The organism is Psychrobacter sp. CR212, from assembly GCF_059693765.1.
The window spans coordinates 137,731-152,358 of record NZ_JCATIF010000002.1 but is presented as its reverse complement, the minus strand read 5'-3'; the positions used below and the strand labels follow the sequence as shown (position 1 = coordinate 152,358).

The following is a 14,628-nucleotide window of genomic DNA, read 5'->3' as shown; positions in this document are numbered from 1 at the left end:
TGCCCATTAATAGCATTGACCCTCATTAAAACGGTTTATCATCTCGTAAGCAAGCGGTATTAGCGACCTAGAGAATACTGTCTGAATTTTTATGGCTACTATTGCATCAGCGACTATGCTGCTCTATCCCTACCTGCTCGCTGGTTTTACCAAAACGGCGTTGACGCTGTGCAAACTCAGCCATCATCGAAGCCAGCTCTTCTGGAACAAAATCTGGCCATAAAGTTGGCGTGAAAAACAACTCTGCATAGGCCGCTTGCCATAATAAAAAATTCGATATTCGATAATCACCACCAGTACGAACCAGCATGTCTACTGCTGGAGCGTCTGCCAGTTGTACTTGCTCACCGAGCATTTCTGCACTAATATCTTCAGCCCTCAACTCACCTGCCTGCACTTGTTGTGCCAGCTGTTTTGCTGCATGAGCAATATCCCATTGTCCACCGTAGCTAATCGCAATGACTAATGTCATGGCATCAAAGCTTGCAGTTTCTGCTTCGGCATCCGCCATTAACGCTTGTAATTCTTCACTAAGCTGACTGCGATCACCGATAAAACGTAAGCGAATACAGTATTTTTTCATACGCGGCATTTGCTCATCAATGGTCGATGCCAACAACTGCATTAATAGTGCAACTTCACTAGGTGGTCGCTGCCAATTTTCGCTAGAGAAAGCAAAAACAGTCAGTACTTCAATACCGGTCTCGACACAATATTCTACGATAGGGTCTAAAGCAGTTTTACCAGCTATGTGACCTTGACCTTTACCCAGGTTATTGGCTTTGCCATATCTGTTATTACCATCCATGATAATAGCGATATGACGAGGAAGAATGTTAGGAGCCGTAACGGCTGAAGTGGACATAGGCAAACTTGCTTATTGTTAAGGTAAAATAATAATAACGTGTGCAGTGGCGATTAAAAAGCGCCATGTAAATAATTCACAAATTTATCATAATTTAGCGATCAAAATTTTTATAGCTTACAATATATTTGAGAAATATCAGTAAACTGCACTCACATTAATAAATCATATTATCCATATCATAATAAACAGCCAATAACTACAAGATATTGGCTGCTAAATTACAGATAATCTACCGAATTGATTCTTGCTATAAATACCAAATGGATCAGTATTAAACTTCCATCAAATCGCTTTCTTTTCTGCTCAGGCGGCTATCGATAGTTTCAATGTACTTGTCAGTGATTTTTTGGATGTCATCGTTAGCACGGCGCTCATCATCTTCTGAGATTTCTTTCTCTTTTGCTAGATCTTTGATGTCATTCATCATATCACGGCGAATATTACGGATAGACACACGGCTGCTCTCTGCTTCTCCGCGAGCAAGTTTTTGCATATCGCGGCGGGTGTCTTCGGTCAGCGCTGGCATGGGCACACGAATCACATCAGCAGTCATTGGGTTTAGACCCAAATCTGCTTCGCGAATGGCTTTGTCTACTGCTTGTACCATCGTACGGTCAAACGGTTGAACCAATAACGTACGTGAGTCTTCAACGTTGACGCTGGCGACTTGATTTAGGGGGGTTGGTGCACCGTAGTAGCTGACCATCACGCCTGACAACATACCTGGGTGTGCACGTCCAGTGCGAACTTTACTGAAAGTGCTCTCAAGCGCTTCCAACGTTTTTTGCATGCGTGCTTCGCCGTCTTGCTTAATCTCTTTAATCATTGTGTGTCCTTATTTATCGCTATCGACAAATTTTTATTTGCTATTGGGATATTTGTTATTAGCTACTTTTTGTTATTAGCCACTCTCTGAAGTGACCGATCAACGCTACATCAATTCAGGGAATTAATTAATGAAAAACGCGTGTGCCTTCGTTTTCACCCATGATGACATTTAGCAATGCATTAGGTTTGGTCATATCAAACACTTGTAGCGGTACGTTATGCTCGCGGCATAGCGCGATAGCAGTCAAATCCATCACGCCAAGTTTCTGCTCTAACACTTCATCAAAGGTCAGGCCGTCATATTTGACTGCATCATCGTGTAGGCTTGGGTCTTTGTCATAAACGCCATCAACCTTAGTCGCTTTCAAAATCAAGCCGGCTTCAATCTCGATACCACGCAAACAAGCAGCCGTATCAGTGGTGAAAAATGGGTTGCCTGTTCCGGCAACAAAGATACACACTTCACCATTTTTGAGATAGCGAATCGCATTACGACTGCTATAGCTTTCGGTGACCTCACCAATTGGCAATGCAGACATCAAACGCGTTTTGATATTACGACGCTCAAGCGCATCACGCATCGCCAGACCATTCATGACAGTGGCTAGCATACCCATCTGATCACCCGTCACACGGCCAACCAAACCTTCTTTTTGTAATTGTGCGCCGCGATATAAGTTGCCACCGCCAACCACGATACCAACCTGAACACCTAGTCCACGCAAATGAGCGATAGACAGGCTCATTTTATCGAGCACTTCGGTATCAATACCCATGTCTTTGCTACCAGCCAAGGCTTCACCAGAGAGTTTTAGCAAGATACGGGCGTAACGCGGGTTTTTGTCAGACATGGGGTCACCTTATTATCATGAAATTATAAAGAAAATTATGGGTAAAACACAAATCAAGTTTGCCCGTAACGCTGCACTTAAAGACAAGCATATTAAACAGGCTAAATTGCGCTAATTGTAGCAAAAACTGCCCGCTATTGGGCAATTTTCACTCGTATATCTTGTCGAACACTTAACCTTGATAACTGGCAAATAGATCATATTCGCTGGCATCATCAATCGTCACGGTCAGGAACTGCCCAACTTTGACTTGAGCAGTAATGTCATCAACATAGACATGCCCATCAATTTCAGGCGCATCAGCATAACTGCGGCAAATAGCGATATTCTCATCACTATCAATCTCATCAACCAATACCATTAAGGTTTTGCCGACTTTTTCTTGTAGTTTTTGCGCTGAGATATCTTGTTGCAGCGCCATCAAACGCTCGTAGCGAGATTGCTTGACGTCTTCAGGCACATGGTTTGGCAAATCATTAGCCACCGCACCTTCTACTTCTGAATACGTAAATGCCCCTACACGATCAAGTCGCGCCTCGACCAGCCAATCAAGCAAGCACTGAAAATCTTCTTCAGTCTCACCCGGGAAGCCAACCACAAAGGTCGAACGAATCACAATATCAGGGCAGATATCACGCCATGCTTTGATACGAGCCAAGGTGTTTTCGCTGTGTGCAGGACGTTTCATTGCTTTTAGAATACGATGACTGGCATGCTGAAAAGGAATATCGAGATAAGGCAGCAGTTTCTTTTCGCCCATTAGCTCAACGACTTTGTCTACATGTGGGTATGGATAGACATAATGCAGGCGTACCCAAATACCCAAATCGTTCAATGCTTGGCATAAATCATAAAACTTAGACTTGAGCGGCATGCCATTCCAAAAACTGGTCTTATACTTGAGATCAAGACCGTAAGCTGAAGTGTCTTGCGAGATGATAAGCAACTCTTTCACGCCCGCTTTTTTGAGCGCCATGGCTTCGTTCATGACATTATCAATCGGACGCGATACCAAATCACCGCGTAAGCTTGGGATAATGCAGAACGTACAGCGGTGGTTGCAGCCTTCTGAGATTTTTAGATATGCATAATGACTTGGCGTCAGTTTGACCCCCGCTTCATTGATCAAATCTATTTTTGGATCATAGTTGGCATCCAAGCTGCGATTTGGCCTTGGCACGTGCTGTGCAACGGCTGTAATCACCTCATCATAAGCATGAGCGCCCGTCACTGCGAGTACAGCGGGATGCATCTCACGGATTTTGTCTGCTTCTTTGCCTAGGCAACCGGTGACAATTACTTTGCCGTTTTGACTAATTGCTTCGCCGATCGCATCAAGCGACTCTTGCACCGCTGACTCAATAAAACCGCAGGTATTGACCACGACCAAGTCCGCACCATCATAGTCGCTTGCGACTTGATAACCATCACGGCTCAGCTCAGTGATAATACGCTCACTATCCACCAAGGCCTTGGGGCAACCTAGTGACACAAACCCAATTTTTGGCGCGGCGCTCACTGGCATCGTGGCAGTTGCATTAGCCGTCGAGGCTGAAGTAGCGTGGCTGCTTTGAGTAATGCTGCGGTTTTGATTGTGGTTGGCTTTATGATGATAAGGCTGGTCAGCATGTGTTTGACTGACATCTGTCTGACTCTGCTCTTGCGGTATTGATGGCTTTGCAGGATTAAAGATAGTGGCAGTGTCTTTTACGGCTGACGTAGGGGCTGTCGTTGTCGTGTTCACTGACTCGGTAGAAGTTTTGGACATGGCTGACCTTGCTAGAGATAAATTGGCTGAGCGCATTGTACGTTTTTTTTGCAAAAATCACCAGTTTTGCCGCTCTATAGTCTTGATTTATGGTTAAATATTGATTCAAACATCCTATTTTTCTGGGCAATATCCATGACTGCTGATTTTATCACCACCAAAACCACCCCTGATTTAGCATTCGTATCACAGCATCTATTCACCGCTATTTTGTGGGTCAATGATCAGTTATCGATAACCCGTTTAAATGCTCAAGCGGAGCAATTACTGGCTATTAGTAGTGGGAGGTTAATCAACCAATCTATCTTGACGCTATTGGCACCCGATGAATTAAAACTAAAAGAAAATGCTTCTATCGACAATGTCAGTGATGATAGTGAAAACAAACCTCTGGATGAACCCCTCTACTCTTTGACAGAGCGGTTCAATCAAGCACAAAACTACCAACAGCCTTTCATTGACCATGATCACGTCATCCAGACGCCTTTGAATGGCAACCTACTACTTTCGGTCGATTATAGCGTGACGCCTGTTATCTACGAGCAGCAGTCGTATTTTATTATCGAGATGTGGGGCAAAGACCGCCAAAGTCGCATCTCAGAGGAGCAGCGCCAGCAGCAGCAATATGCGGTTGCTCGTCACATGCTACGGTCGGTCGCGCATGAAATCAAAAACCCACTTGCGGGCATTCGGGGTGCAGCGCAGTTATTACAGCGACAGTTTATTAAATTCAGTGATGCGAATACGACGGCGGCCAACAGTCACTCTAACGCGCTCAGCATCTCACAGGACACTAGCGCTGGCACAAACGATGATTTGCAAAAAATGAATCAAAAGCTGCGTAACTATACCGATATTATCATCTCAGAAACTGACCGTTTGACACATCTGATTGCTCAACTGCTTGGCTCAAATCAGCTGCCAAACTGGCAAACGCTGAATGTCCATGAACCACTAGAGCATGTTTTGACCTTGGTAGTCAGTCAATACCCACAAGTGACAATACAGAGGGATTATGATTTGTCATTGCCTGAGTTGTGTGCTGACAAAGACCAATTGATTCAGGTATTTTTAAATATTATGAATAATGCGTGTGAGTCTATGACTGAGTTTGAGCAAACGCTACAGCAGAACAAGCTCTCTGCGTCTAAGGAGTTACCATTAACCGATGTGCAGACCGATAGAGAGACTGCTTATCAGCCAACCTTGCACATTCAAACGCGCGTTGCCTTTCAGCATACGATTGTCGGGCAGCAGCACAAGCAAGTGCTGCAAATCACTATCACTGACAATGGTTCGGGCATTGATCCGGCACTTATCGGACAAATATTTTTTCCGATGGTGACCAGCCGTGCAGCAGGTACTGGCCTTGGCTTATCTATCGTACAAGATATTATCAGCCATCATCATGGTATGATTGATGTGAGCTCTACAGAGGAGGCGAACGGCAAGCAAACACGCTTTACACTATATCTGCCTTTTACCCAGCCCGTCACTGAATCATAGAACACATGGCGGCATAAAACTGCTAAATTGTAAGGCATCCAATCCCAAACCGACAATAACAATTGCTCATTAGGCCCGATACATGACCCAATACAGTGACAACCAAAACCCTAAAAGCGATGCACACTCTCCAATAGTCACCGTCAATAATGCACTCAGCGATCAGCCTGCAACGCTCTGGTTAATCGACGATGATGCAGCGCTGCGTATGGTATTGGCAGATACGTTTGAAGATGCTGGATTGACCGTTATCAGTTTTACCCAAGCGCAGGCAGCATGGACTCGGCTCAATGATGCGCTAAAACAGCAAGAATCAGCCGCGCAGTTACCCGATGTGATATTGACTGATATTCGTATGCCAATGATGGATGGATTGTCATTTAGTGACTGGGTACACCAGCACTTTCCGGACATGCCGATTGTCATTATGACAGCGCACTCAGACCTCACCTCTGCGATTAATAGCTATCAGACCGGTGCGTTTGAATACTTGCCAAAGCCTTTTGACCTAGATGATGCTGTTGCCACTATCTATAAAGCGATCAACTACCAGCCAAATATGGTGATAGCCCATTATTCGAATGAGTCTGATACCCAAACCACAATTGACGCGCGCGCTGACAGTGATATAACACCTGAAGCACCTACCAGTACACACTCTAAACACAGCAAAAATAAAGCTGAGGTGACAACTGCCTCTAAAGCTAATAGCAATCCGAGCGGTATCATTGGTCAGTCACAAGCCATGCAAACCGTGTTTCGTGCCATTGGTAGATTGGCGCAGTCCCCCATCTCAGTCTTAATTACTGGAGAGTCAGGAACAGGTAAAGAGTTGGTTGCCAGTGCCTTGCATCAGCACTCACCGCGCAAACAGCAACCATTTATCGCACTTAATATGGCAGCCATACCACATGATTTGATTGAGTCTGAATTATTTGGTCACGAAAAAGGCGCGTTCACTGGTGCAACGACAACTCGTCAAGGACGTTTTGAGCAGGCTAATGGCGGTACGTTATTTTTGGACGAAATTGGCGACATGCCCTTTAGTACCCAAACACGTCTGTTACGCGTACTGGCCAATGGCGAGTTTTATCGCGTTGGTGGACAGCAGCCGATCCAAGTAGATGTCCGTATCATCGCCGCCACTCACCAGAACTTAGAAGAATTAGTCAAACAAAATCGTTTCCGTGAAGATTTGTTTTATCGTCTCAATGTCATTCGTCTACCGCTGCCACCACTGCGTAAACGCCCCGAAGACATTCCTGCATTAGCGACCTACTTTATGCAGTCTGCAGCTGAGCAAATGAACACAACACCGAAACATTTGCATCCTGCGGCCTTACAGATGATGCAGACCTTTGACTGGCGCGGCAATGTGCGTCAACTTGAGAATGTCTGCCTATGGCTGACAGTGATGGCAACTGGTGACACGGTAATGGCGACAGATTTGCCACCAGAGCTATTAGAAAACACGCCTCTAGACTCAGAGCTAGACCAAGAACACGACTCGTCACCACAAGCAAATACAGTGAACCCTCAACTGCAAAATAAAGATGACTTGAATAATCAAAGCCAAAATAATCACAGCCAAAATGATCAAGTCACTCAAGCTCCTGCCAGTCCAAATTGGCAAAAAGCGCTCGCTATCTGGGCTGAGCAGTCTCTCAATACAGGCGAAACTGATATTCTACAAACGGCCACACCTGAGTTTGAGCGGGTCTTGCTAACAGCAGCACTCAACCATAGTGGTGGCAAAAAGATAGAGGCAGCAAGCTTACTTGGTTGGGGTCGCAATACCCTGACCCGTAAATTACAGCAGTTAGATATCTCTGCACCCAGAGTGCCATCCAAAGAGTAAATAAAGGCTTAAAACGCAATATTAAAAAGCCATTAATATCAATTATTTATAAAAATACGTGAAAATAAATGCAAAATAATTAAAAATAATCGCAAATAGGGGTTGACCAAAAATTCAAACTCTATATAATAGCCAACCACTGAGACGCACTACCGAATCAGTTAACTGTCTAGATAGCGTTTGAACTTAATCGCTTTTGATGATAGAGTAACGAAAATGGGGCTGTGGCGGAATTGGTAGACGCACCAGATTTAGGTTCTGGCGCCGCAAGGTGTGAGAGTTCGAGTCTCTCCAGCCCCACCATTTTCGGATAGTAGATCTTAGACCAAATATTAAAGCCTGCTTTTTAGCAGGTTTTTTTGTGTCTGCAATTTGAGTTTGTAGTTATAACCTTTATAAATTTGCTATCACCTCATCCATACTCTGATACCTTTTCTCTATTCGCTTTGCCAATGCTTTATCAACAATACTTTGATAGCGAACATACTCTAGCGGTAATTTTGGAATAGGCTGCTGGCAGTGCTGAATGGCCCAATCTGTCATGGACTGATTACTTTGAGGGTCTATATTAAATGGTCGCTTCCCTACCAATATCTCAACCATCATGATACCGAAGGCATAGATGTCACTTTGTATCGTTGCTCTTTGTCCTTGCCAACGCTCAGGTGCCAAATACGCTGGTGTTCCGCCAGAAAAATTTATTGCGTTTGGTCGATCATTTCTTTGGGCTAATGCAAAATCTGTCAATAGTAAGTCAGGCACTATACAATCACTATCGGCGTGACTTGTTAGATTATCACTGAGCAAAATATTACTGGGTTTAATATCATTATGAAGCCAGCCAGCGTTGTGTAGGTTGCAGACTAAATGAGCAGACTCTTTGATCAAATCATGTTTTTGCTTGTCTGTTAATGACACATGGTGATTCAACAGCTTAGCTAAGCTGCCGCTTTCATAATAAGGCATGACCAATACCGTTAACTGCTGGCTCTGTCCTAATGTATCGACCTCTACATTGTGATAGGCCAATAGAGGTGGCGTAATAGAGCTAACTTGGGTTTTCTGCGAAGTATATAACGCTTGCAACACGCTTATTTCATGAGTTAAATCTGAGACACTTTGAAGTCTAATTGAAGTGGCACGTAGCTCCCATTTAATTATCACGCTACCATACTCTACATGGCGTGCACGCGTTATACCTTGATAGCAGCTTTGCTTGCTGCGTTGTTTGGTAATTTGCGTTTTGCTCTCTTGGGTTTGCTCTGTGCTTCCCTCTCTGAGTTGTTGACTGATACGCTGATGCACTATTTGGGTATATTGTAACTCTGACAATACTTGGGTAATGACTGGCAATAGTTGTCCAGATTGCGCTTGCAAGGCTTGTGTAATAGGCAAATTACTGGCACTATTTTTCACAGTGTTATCTCTCATCATATTATAGAGTCGCAATCGCGCACTATCGTTTTACCCAACCGCCACTTTACCGCTAGAGTCATTATGTCACAGTCTAACAATTACGCCCTGCCCGCCCCTTTATTAGCATTGCTTAGCCAGTATCTGCAAGAGCACGTCACACCAACCATTGAGATTGACCCAAGCCAGCTTGCGTATCGCTGGGTCGGTGGACGTACTGGTCACCTGCAGCCTTTATCGGTCAATCTATTTTTGAGCTTGGATGATTTGCACGGTATTGATACGCAAAAATCCAAACTGGTACAAAACACCCGCCAGTTTCTCAAAGGTTATCCTGCCAATCACGTCCTGATGACAGGGACACGTGGTGCCGGCAAATCCTCGCTGATTCGCGCATTACTACAAGCCTATCACAGTGAAGGGTTACGCATTATCGAGATTGCACGTGATGATCTACAGGTGCTAGACAAGATTCGTGCCGCGATTAATGCGCTGCCAGCGGACTGCGCTTGTCGCTATATCGTCTACTGTGATGATTTGGCATTTAACGGTCAAGATGAGAGTTATCGGGCGCTAAAAAGCGTGCTTGATGGCGCGCTTGATTCTGAGCAAGACAAGCTACTGGTCTATGCCACCAGTAATCGCCGTCGCTTGCTACCACAAATGATGAAGGACAATCTTGATATTTATAATGGGCAGACGGATGAAGTCAATCCTTACGAGACCATTGACGAGACCGTGTCATTATCAGATCGATTTGGCTTGTCCTTGACCTTTCATCCTATGGATCAGCAGACTTACTTACAGATTGTGCAGCATTATCTAAATTTAGAGCAACGGAAAATTTCAGCTCGCATTGATACTGATATTGAAATGGATGTGGACGGTGAAAATCTACCTGACAAAATCAGAATGGACGCCTTGCGCTGGGCATCTGAACGCGGTGGACGCTCAGGTCGGGTGGCTTATCAATTCAGTCGTTATTGGAGTGGCAAAACACAATTGGCTATTGAAGACCGTAAATCATAGCCGCTAAGCTATATCTTTGAAACTATCTCTTTACAGTCATGCCTAATTGCTGCGTGCAGAGCCTACATACTGCACGCGACTCTCCTTTTGACTGCCCGCTTGATTGTCTGCCAAATCGATAGCCCCATTGACGGTATATTGAGCAAAATCTTCTGCCAGCCATAGATTGCCTTGATAGACACTTTGCGCATCTAAGCGGATATAGGCCATATTTGGCGTTTCGCTATCTGGATTTTCAAAGCCCTGATAACGAGCGCTAAAGTGGGTCAAAATGATATTTTTCAAGCTCATTTTTTGCGCAAATGTGCCCACTATATGCGCGCTGCTATGCATGGGGTCAAAGTCAGGGTTGCGGGCTTGAATAGCCATCATGACCTCGTGCGTATAAGTGGCCTCATGCACCAACAAATCCGCATCCATAACTGCTTCACTCAAACACTCTGGCGTGTCATTGTCCCCTGCTATTACTACTTTTGTCCGCTGCACATCATCATGAACATAGTCTGCTGAATGCAAGTACTGACCATCCTCAGTGGTGACATTTTCACCTTGTTGTAGCTTGCCCCACAGCGCACTTGCTGGGATACCATTTGCTACGAGCTTATCCGTGTTAAGCGTGCGACGGCTTATGGTCTGCGTGATACCAAATCCATGAGATGGCACACGGTGCGATAACGGATGAACCTCTATCATCAGCTGATGTTGATTATCCAAGTCGATTTTTACTTTACTCTTATTGTCTTCTTGCGACAACAGATCATCTATCGACACAAAGTTGAGGGTAAATGGCAGATATAGTTCAGTATGTAGGATAAAGGCATCAAGCAGCGCAGAGATGGCTTTTGGTGCAATGAGCGTCAATGGCTCACGGCGACCTGACGTCGCGGCACTCGCCAGCAGTCCTGGCATACCATAACAGTGATCACCATGGACGTGCGTAATACAAATAGCCGTCAATTGACGTAAGGAGAGCTTGGTATGCAGTAATTGCTGCTGTGTGCCTTCGCCGCAATCGATGAGTAGCCACGGGCGCGACTTTTTATTTTGACTGTTGCTATGCGGCTGGTTGCCTTTTGATGAACCAGACGCATGAGGATTCAAACACTCGATTGCCAATGCCGTTACATTACGCTGCTTAGTTGGCACGCCTGCGGAGGTGCCCAAAAAGGTTAATTTTAGCATAGGTCATGTCTTTTATTTATCAGAGGCACGGGTTAGGACCGTTCGCATATCATGGTTTTTTGACCGTCAATCATTTGTCCACCATTGGCCGTACATTCATTGACCATATTAGATTCATAAGATTTCCAGCCACCATAAAAACTAGCGGCGCACAGAATCACAACCAGCAGCTTCTGTGACCAAGATTTGATAGATACTTGCTGGTTATCAACCGTTTGCTTGCCTTGCAAGTTCTGATCTAGCGACTGCTTAGCATCTGTGTCTTTCTTTGTTTTTGCATGATGCGATGTATTCAATTCTGTCATTGTTTTATCCTAAAAAAGGCTTTGCTTATAAATAAACAAAACCTTTTATCCAATATCACCTCAAGTATTGAGAGGTGTTTAAGTAATTATACCAATATCTATTAAAACTGCGGTGTTCCGCCCTTTGCCTCAGCACGCTTAAAAGCGGGGCGTTCTTGACAGCGTTTGAGCCAGTTCAATAGATTGGCGTATTTAGATTGGTCCATACCTGCACGCGCATTAGATGCGGCAACTACGATATACATTTGAATATCAGCGGCACTAAACGTCTCCCCTGCAAACCAGTGACTATTTTGTAGATGCTGCTCCATCAGATTTAAGTTGTTGATAATATTATTGTTGATCATGCCATCTTCAACTTGTTTACGAATGCCTTTGCTGATTGGCTTGATGAGCATAGGCGATCGTTCAACGACTTTACTAAATACCAGACGCATGACTAATTGTGGCATCGCCGTGGCTTCGGCAAAATGCAACCAAAAAGTATAATCTTCCCACGCCGCTTCATTATCATCAGCCGGCTTAAACTGATGTTCTTTATCATAATGTCTGAGCAAATATTCGATGATAAAACCTGACTCAGCCAAAGCGCGATCACCCACTTCAAGCACCGGCGTGTGCCCCAACGGATGCACTTTTTTTAAGCTCTCAGGTGCAAGATACGCCTTAGTACGCTCATAGGTTGTCAGCTCATAATCCAGCTCCAACTCTTCTAGCAGCCATAAAATACGAAACGAGCGCGAATTGTTTAAATGATGCAGAGTTAACATAAACCGTCCTAGTTATATATTGTTTTAAATCAGCCATAATCTCTTGGATATGGCGCCACGTTTTGAATGAAATATGACACCACTGTTCTCGATAATAGCGTAATTTTTGCCCCTTTGACACTGCAACTTTGTAGAACTGTGACGAAAGTTATGAATAAAAATACCGGCTCAAGGTAGCACAAAGTCCCAAACAACGAGACAGGTAGCTTTTGACTCGCAACCATCGTCAGTGACATTGCAGCAGTACTGATGATGCCCAATAACGGCAACAGATACCAAAGCTTATGGTTGGTGATTGCCACCTCAAAGCCGCCATTCATATATAACGCAACCAATACGACTGGTAGCAGCAATACAAGATCAGAGATCAAGCCTGTGATAGGCGGTACGGCCAGTTTACGACGCAGCAAGTAGTACGGCGGATAACCCAAGCACACAAACAAAGTCGCCCAAGAGATCGCGCCATATTCAAAGATATCGTAAGCAATACCAAGACCTGCGCATATAATCGCAGCCCACTGTAGCAAGCTCATATCTTCATTATAAAAAAAGCGACCGACCACGATCATTATCATCGGGTATAAGAAGTAGCCCAACGTCACCTCAAGCCCCAAGCCATTGACTGGTGCCCACATAAACATCCAGATTTGCGCCCCCAAAATCGGTGTGGGTAATATAAATAAAAACCACTCTTTTGCGTTTTTTAGTGTTTTTAGATAATCAAAAATATGCTGCCACTGCTTTAGCACACTCACTAGCAGCACCAGACTAAAAAACATCGTGAGCACACGCCACGAAGCAACTTGCGTACCTGATAACGGTTGCAATAGCAAACCAAATAGGAACAGCAATGAGTATAAAAAATTTGCAGCCACAGCAGTGATCGTACCCTGAGAAGTTTGGTTAGTAGTCAACATCACAACAGTCTTTAGAGATTGGGGCATATCCTTTGCAATTTTAAAAAAAAACAAAAGCCTCAGACGATAACGTCTGAGGCTTTTGCATATAAGGTCGTCGCGCAATCTAAGATAAACGCTTTTAATGTATCTTGCTACATCATGGGCGGCATTATGTCAAAGTCAGAATAGATAAGCAATACCAGTGTGCATCTAGTATCTCAATGTCGTTATCAAGCAAATTTAATGCTCGTAAGTCCTTATTTTGCATCAAGTTGTTCGAGTTTTTGCTGTATCTTATCCATCTTTTTTTGATAACGACGAATTTTGCGAAAGCGATGCGCTTTTAGCACACCATCGATACGCTGATTGATAAAATGACGACGCGGTGGAAAGCCTCCTACCTGCGGCTCTCTATAGCCATGCAAGCGGTCATTACGCTGACGAACGAGATAGCCTATCGCACTATCGATTATCATGACCACTAGGGCAAGTGTAATCATGCCGTACATAAAGAGCGAGCCACCTTCATCAAGACTTTGACTCAGAACGGTAATGGACAACACAAATAACAGTAGCGGCTCTATGTAGCTCAGCGCCCCAAATAGCGAGACTGGCAACTTGCTACTCGCAATCATCGTTAGCGACATTGCCAGTGCACTAAATGCACCCAGCAATGGCAGTAGGTACCAAAACTTCATATTTTGTGCCGCCACACTAAAACCACCAGTGAGATAAAGCATGATCAATACCACTGGCGTCAGCAATGTCAAATCAAACAACAAGCCAGTAATGGGCGGTACAGCAAGTGTGCGGCGCAATAGATAATACGGCGGATAGCCCAAACATACAAATAGCGTCACCCAAGACACCGAACCATATTGAAGAATGTCGTAGCCAATACCGAGCGCTGCCAGTATCGCTGCCGCATACTGCAAGACACTCATATCCTCACGATAAAAAAACCGACCAAGCACAATCATCACAAGTGGCAATAAAAAATAGCCCAAGGTGACATCCAGTCCAAATCCATTCACGGGTGCCCACATAAACAACCAAATCTGGCCGCCCAAGATCGGTGCAGGCAATATAAATATCAGCCATTCTTTTAAGGTCTTAAGCGTCTTTATATAATCAAAGACATGCTGCCATTGCTTGGTCAAACTGAGCAAGATGACCAAACTTAACAACATCATCAGCACTCGCCATGAGGCTACCTGTGTCCCCGTTAAGGGCAGCATAAACAGTCCAAACAAAAACATCATCGAGAATAAAAAGCTCGACGATACCGCTGCGACAGTTCCCTGAAAAGTTTGATTGGTCGTAAGCATAACAACAGCCTTAAAAGTAAAAT

At 44.4% G+C, this 14,628-nt stretch carries 13 protein-coding genes and 1 tRNA gene; 4 read left to right on the top strand and 10 right to left on the bottom strand.

The genetic code is table 11. The features are described from left to right. Window positions 1-106: 106 nt before the first annotated feature. The 4 genes from uppS to rimO form a co-directional block, all read right to left on the bottom strand. Window positions 107-865: a polyprenyl diphosphate synthase gene (uppS, locus tag AC58CZ_RS05030; RefSeq protein WP_071003453.1), complete on the bottom strand. Its 759-nt coding sequence runs from the start codon at window positions 863-865 to the stop codon at window positions 107-109. Window positions 866-1,139: 274 nt separating this feature from the next. Continuing rightward, entirely contained in the window at window positions 1,140-1,694 is a 555-nt protein-coding gene (gene frr, locus AC58CZ_RS05025) for a ribosome recycling factor (RefSeq protein WP_494223874.1), read from the bottom strand. A 127-nt stretch (window positions 1,695-1,821) separates the two neighbouring features. Further along, the gene (gene pyrH / locus AC58CZ_RS05020; RefSeq protein WP_057759121.1) at window positions 1,822-2,547 is read right to left on the bottom strand and encodes a UMP kinase; all 726 of its coding nucleotides are present in this window, start codon (window positions 2,545-2,547) and stop codon (window positions 1,822-1,824) included. Between the two features lie 172 nt (window positions 2,548-2,719). After that, complete coding sequence (gene rimO / locus AC58CZ_RS05015) at window positions 2,720-4,315, bottom strand: 30S ribosomal protein S12 methylthiotransferase RimO (RefSeq protein ID WP_494223875.1); 1,596 nt, start codon at window positions 4,313-4,315, stop codon at window positions 2,720-2,722. A 135-nt stretch (window positions 4,316-4,450) separates the two neighbouring features. Between rimO and AC58CZ_RS05010 the strand changes: the two genes are divergently transcribed. From AC58CZ_RS05010 to AC58CZ_RS05000, 3 genes are all read left to right on the top strand, one after another. Continuing rightward, window positions 4,451-5,821: a two-component system sensor histidine kinase NtrB gene (locus tag AC58CZ_RS05010; protein WP_075106247.1), complete on the top strand. Its 1,371-nt coding sequence runs from the start codon at window positions 4,451-4,453 to the stop codon at window positions 5,819-5,821. An 82-nt stretch (window positions 5,822-5,903) separates the two neighbouring features. Next, window positions 5,904-7,679: a sigma 54-interacting transcriptional regulator gene (locus tag AC58CZ_RS05005; protein WP_494223876.1), complete on the top strand. Its 1,776-nt coding sequence runs from the start codon at window positions 5,904-5,906 to the stop codon at window positions 7,677-7,679. A 218-nt stretch (window positions 7,680-7,897) separates the two neighbouring features. Further along, a tRNA-Leu gene (locus tag AC58CZ_RS05000) sits at window positions 7,898-7,982 on the top strand. 90 nt (window positions 7,983-8,072) lie between these two features. Here AC58CZ_RS05000 and AC58CZ_RS04995 read toward each other — a convergent pair. Continuing rightward, window positions 8,073-9,095 (bottom strand): protein kinase domain-containing protein, encoded by a 1,023-nt coding sequence (locus AC58CZ_RS04995; RefSeq protein WP_494223877.1) that lies wholly within the window; start codon window positions 9,093-9,095, stop codon window positions 8,073-8,075. 81 nt (window positions 9,096-9,176) lie between these two features. On the opposite strand from AC58CZ_RS04995, the gene AC58CZ_RS04990 reads away from it, so the two are divergent. Continuing rightward, on the top strand, window positions 9,177-10,121 hold the full coding sequence (locus tag AC58CZ_RS04990; protein WP_494223878.1) for a DUF815 domain-containing protein: 945 nt from the start codon (window positions 9,177-9,179) through the stop codon (window positions 10,119-10,121). A gap of 42 nt (window positions 10,122-10,163) precedes the next feature. Here AC58CZ_RS04990 and AC58CZ_RS04985 read toward each other — a convergent pair whose 3' ends face one another. The 5 genes from AC58CZ_RS04985 to rarD (AC58CZ_RS04965) form a co-directional block, all read right to left on the bottom strand. Then, window positions 10,164-11,303 (bottom strand): MBL fold metallo-hydrolase, encoded by a 1,140-nt coding sequence (locus AC58CZ_RS04985; RefSeq protein ID WP_494223879.1) that lies wholly within the window; start codon window positions 11,301-11,303, stop codon window positions 10,164-10,166. A 32-nt stretch (window positions 11,304-11,335) separates the two neighbouring features. After that, complete coding sequence (locus tag AC58CZ_RS04980; protein WP_494223880.1) at window positions 11,336-11,608, bottom strand: hypothetical protein; 273 nt, start codon at window positions 11,606-11,608, stop codon at window positions 11,336-11,338. A gap of 101 nt (window positions 11,609-11,709) precedes the next feature. Next, window positions 11,710-12,378 carry a glutathione S-transferase gene (locus AC58CZ_RS04975; protein WP_443517644.1) on the bottom strand — a complete coding sequence of 223 codons (669 nt, stop codon included), beginning with the start codon at window positions 12,376-12,378 and terminating at the stop codon, window positions 11,710-11,712. Between the two features lie 29 nt (window positions 12,379-12,407). Beyond that, window positions 12,408-13,322: an EamA family transporter RarD gene (gene rarD, locus AC58CZ_RS04970; protein ID WP_494223881.1), complete on the bottom strand. Its 915-nt coding sequence runs from the start codon at window positions 13,320-13,322 to the stop codon at window positions 12,408-12,410. A gap of 212 nt (window positions 13,323-13,534) precedes the next feature. After that, entirely contained in the window at window positions 13,535-14,605 is a 1,071-nt protein-coding gene (rarD, locus tag AC58CZ_RS04965) for an EamA family transporter RarD (RefSeq protein WP_494223882.1), read from the bottom strand. Between the last annotated feature and the right edge of the window lie 23 nt (window positions 14,606-14,628).

Bases quoted from the DNA above. Each gene is read 5' to 3' on its own strand.
- uppS (WP_071003453.1), bottom strand. From the start codon at position 865: ATGTCCACTTCAGCCGTTACGGCTCCTAACATTCTTCCTCGTCATATC.
- frr (WP_494223874.1), bottom strand. From the start codon at position 1,694: ATGATTAAAGAGATTAAGCAAGACGGCGAAGCACGCATGCAAAAAACG.
- pyrH (WP_057759121.1), bottom strand. From the start codon at position 2,547: ATGTCTGACAAAAACCCGCGTTACGCCCGTATCTTGCTAAAACTCTCT.
- rimO (WP_494223875.1), bottom strand. From the start codon at position 4,315: ATGTCCAAAACTTCTACCGAGTCAGTGAACACGACAACGACAGCCCCT.
- AC58CZ_RS05010 (WP_075106247.1), top strand. From the start codon at position 4,451: ATGACTGCTGATTTTATCACCACCAAAACCACCCCTGATTTAGCATTC.
- AC58CZ_RS05005 (WP_494223876.1), top strand. From the start codon at position 5,904: ATGACCCAATACAGTGACAACCAAAACCCTAAAAGCGATGCACACTCT.
- AC58CZ_RS04990 (WP_494223878.1), top strand. From the start codon at position 9,177: ATGTCACAGTCTAACAATTACGCCCTGCCCGCCCCTTTATTAGCATTG.
- AC58CZ_RS04985 (WP_494223879.1), bottom strand. From the start codon at position 11,303: ATGCTAAAATTAACCTTTTTGGGCACCTCCGCAGGCGTGCCAACTAAG.
- AC58CZ_RS04980 (WP_494223880.1), bottom strand. From the start codon at position 11,608: ATGACAGAATTGAATACATCGCATCATGCAAAAACAAAGAAAGACACA.
- AC58CZ_RS04975 (WP_443517644.1), bottom strand. From the start codon at position 12,378: ATGTTAACTCTGCATCATTTAAACAATTCGCGCTCGTTTCGTATTTTA.
- rarD (WP_494223881.1), bottom strand. From the start codon at position 13,322: ATGCCCCAATCTCTAAAGACTGTTGTGATGTTGACTACTAACCAAACT.
- rarD (WP_494223882.1), bottom strand. From the start codon at position 14,605: ATGCTTACGACCAATCAAACTTTTCAGGGAACTGTCGCAGCGGTATCG.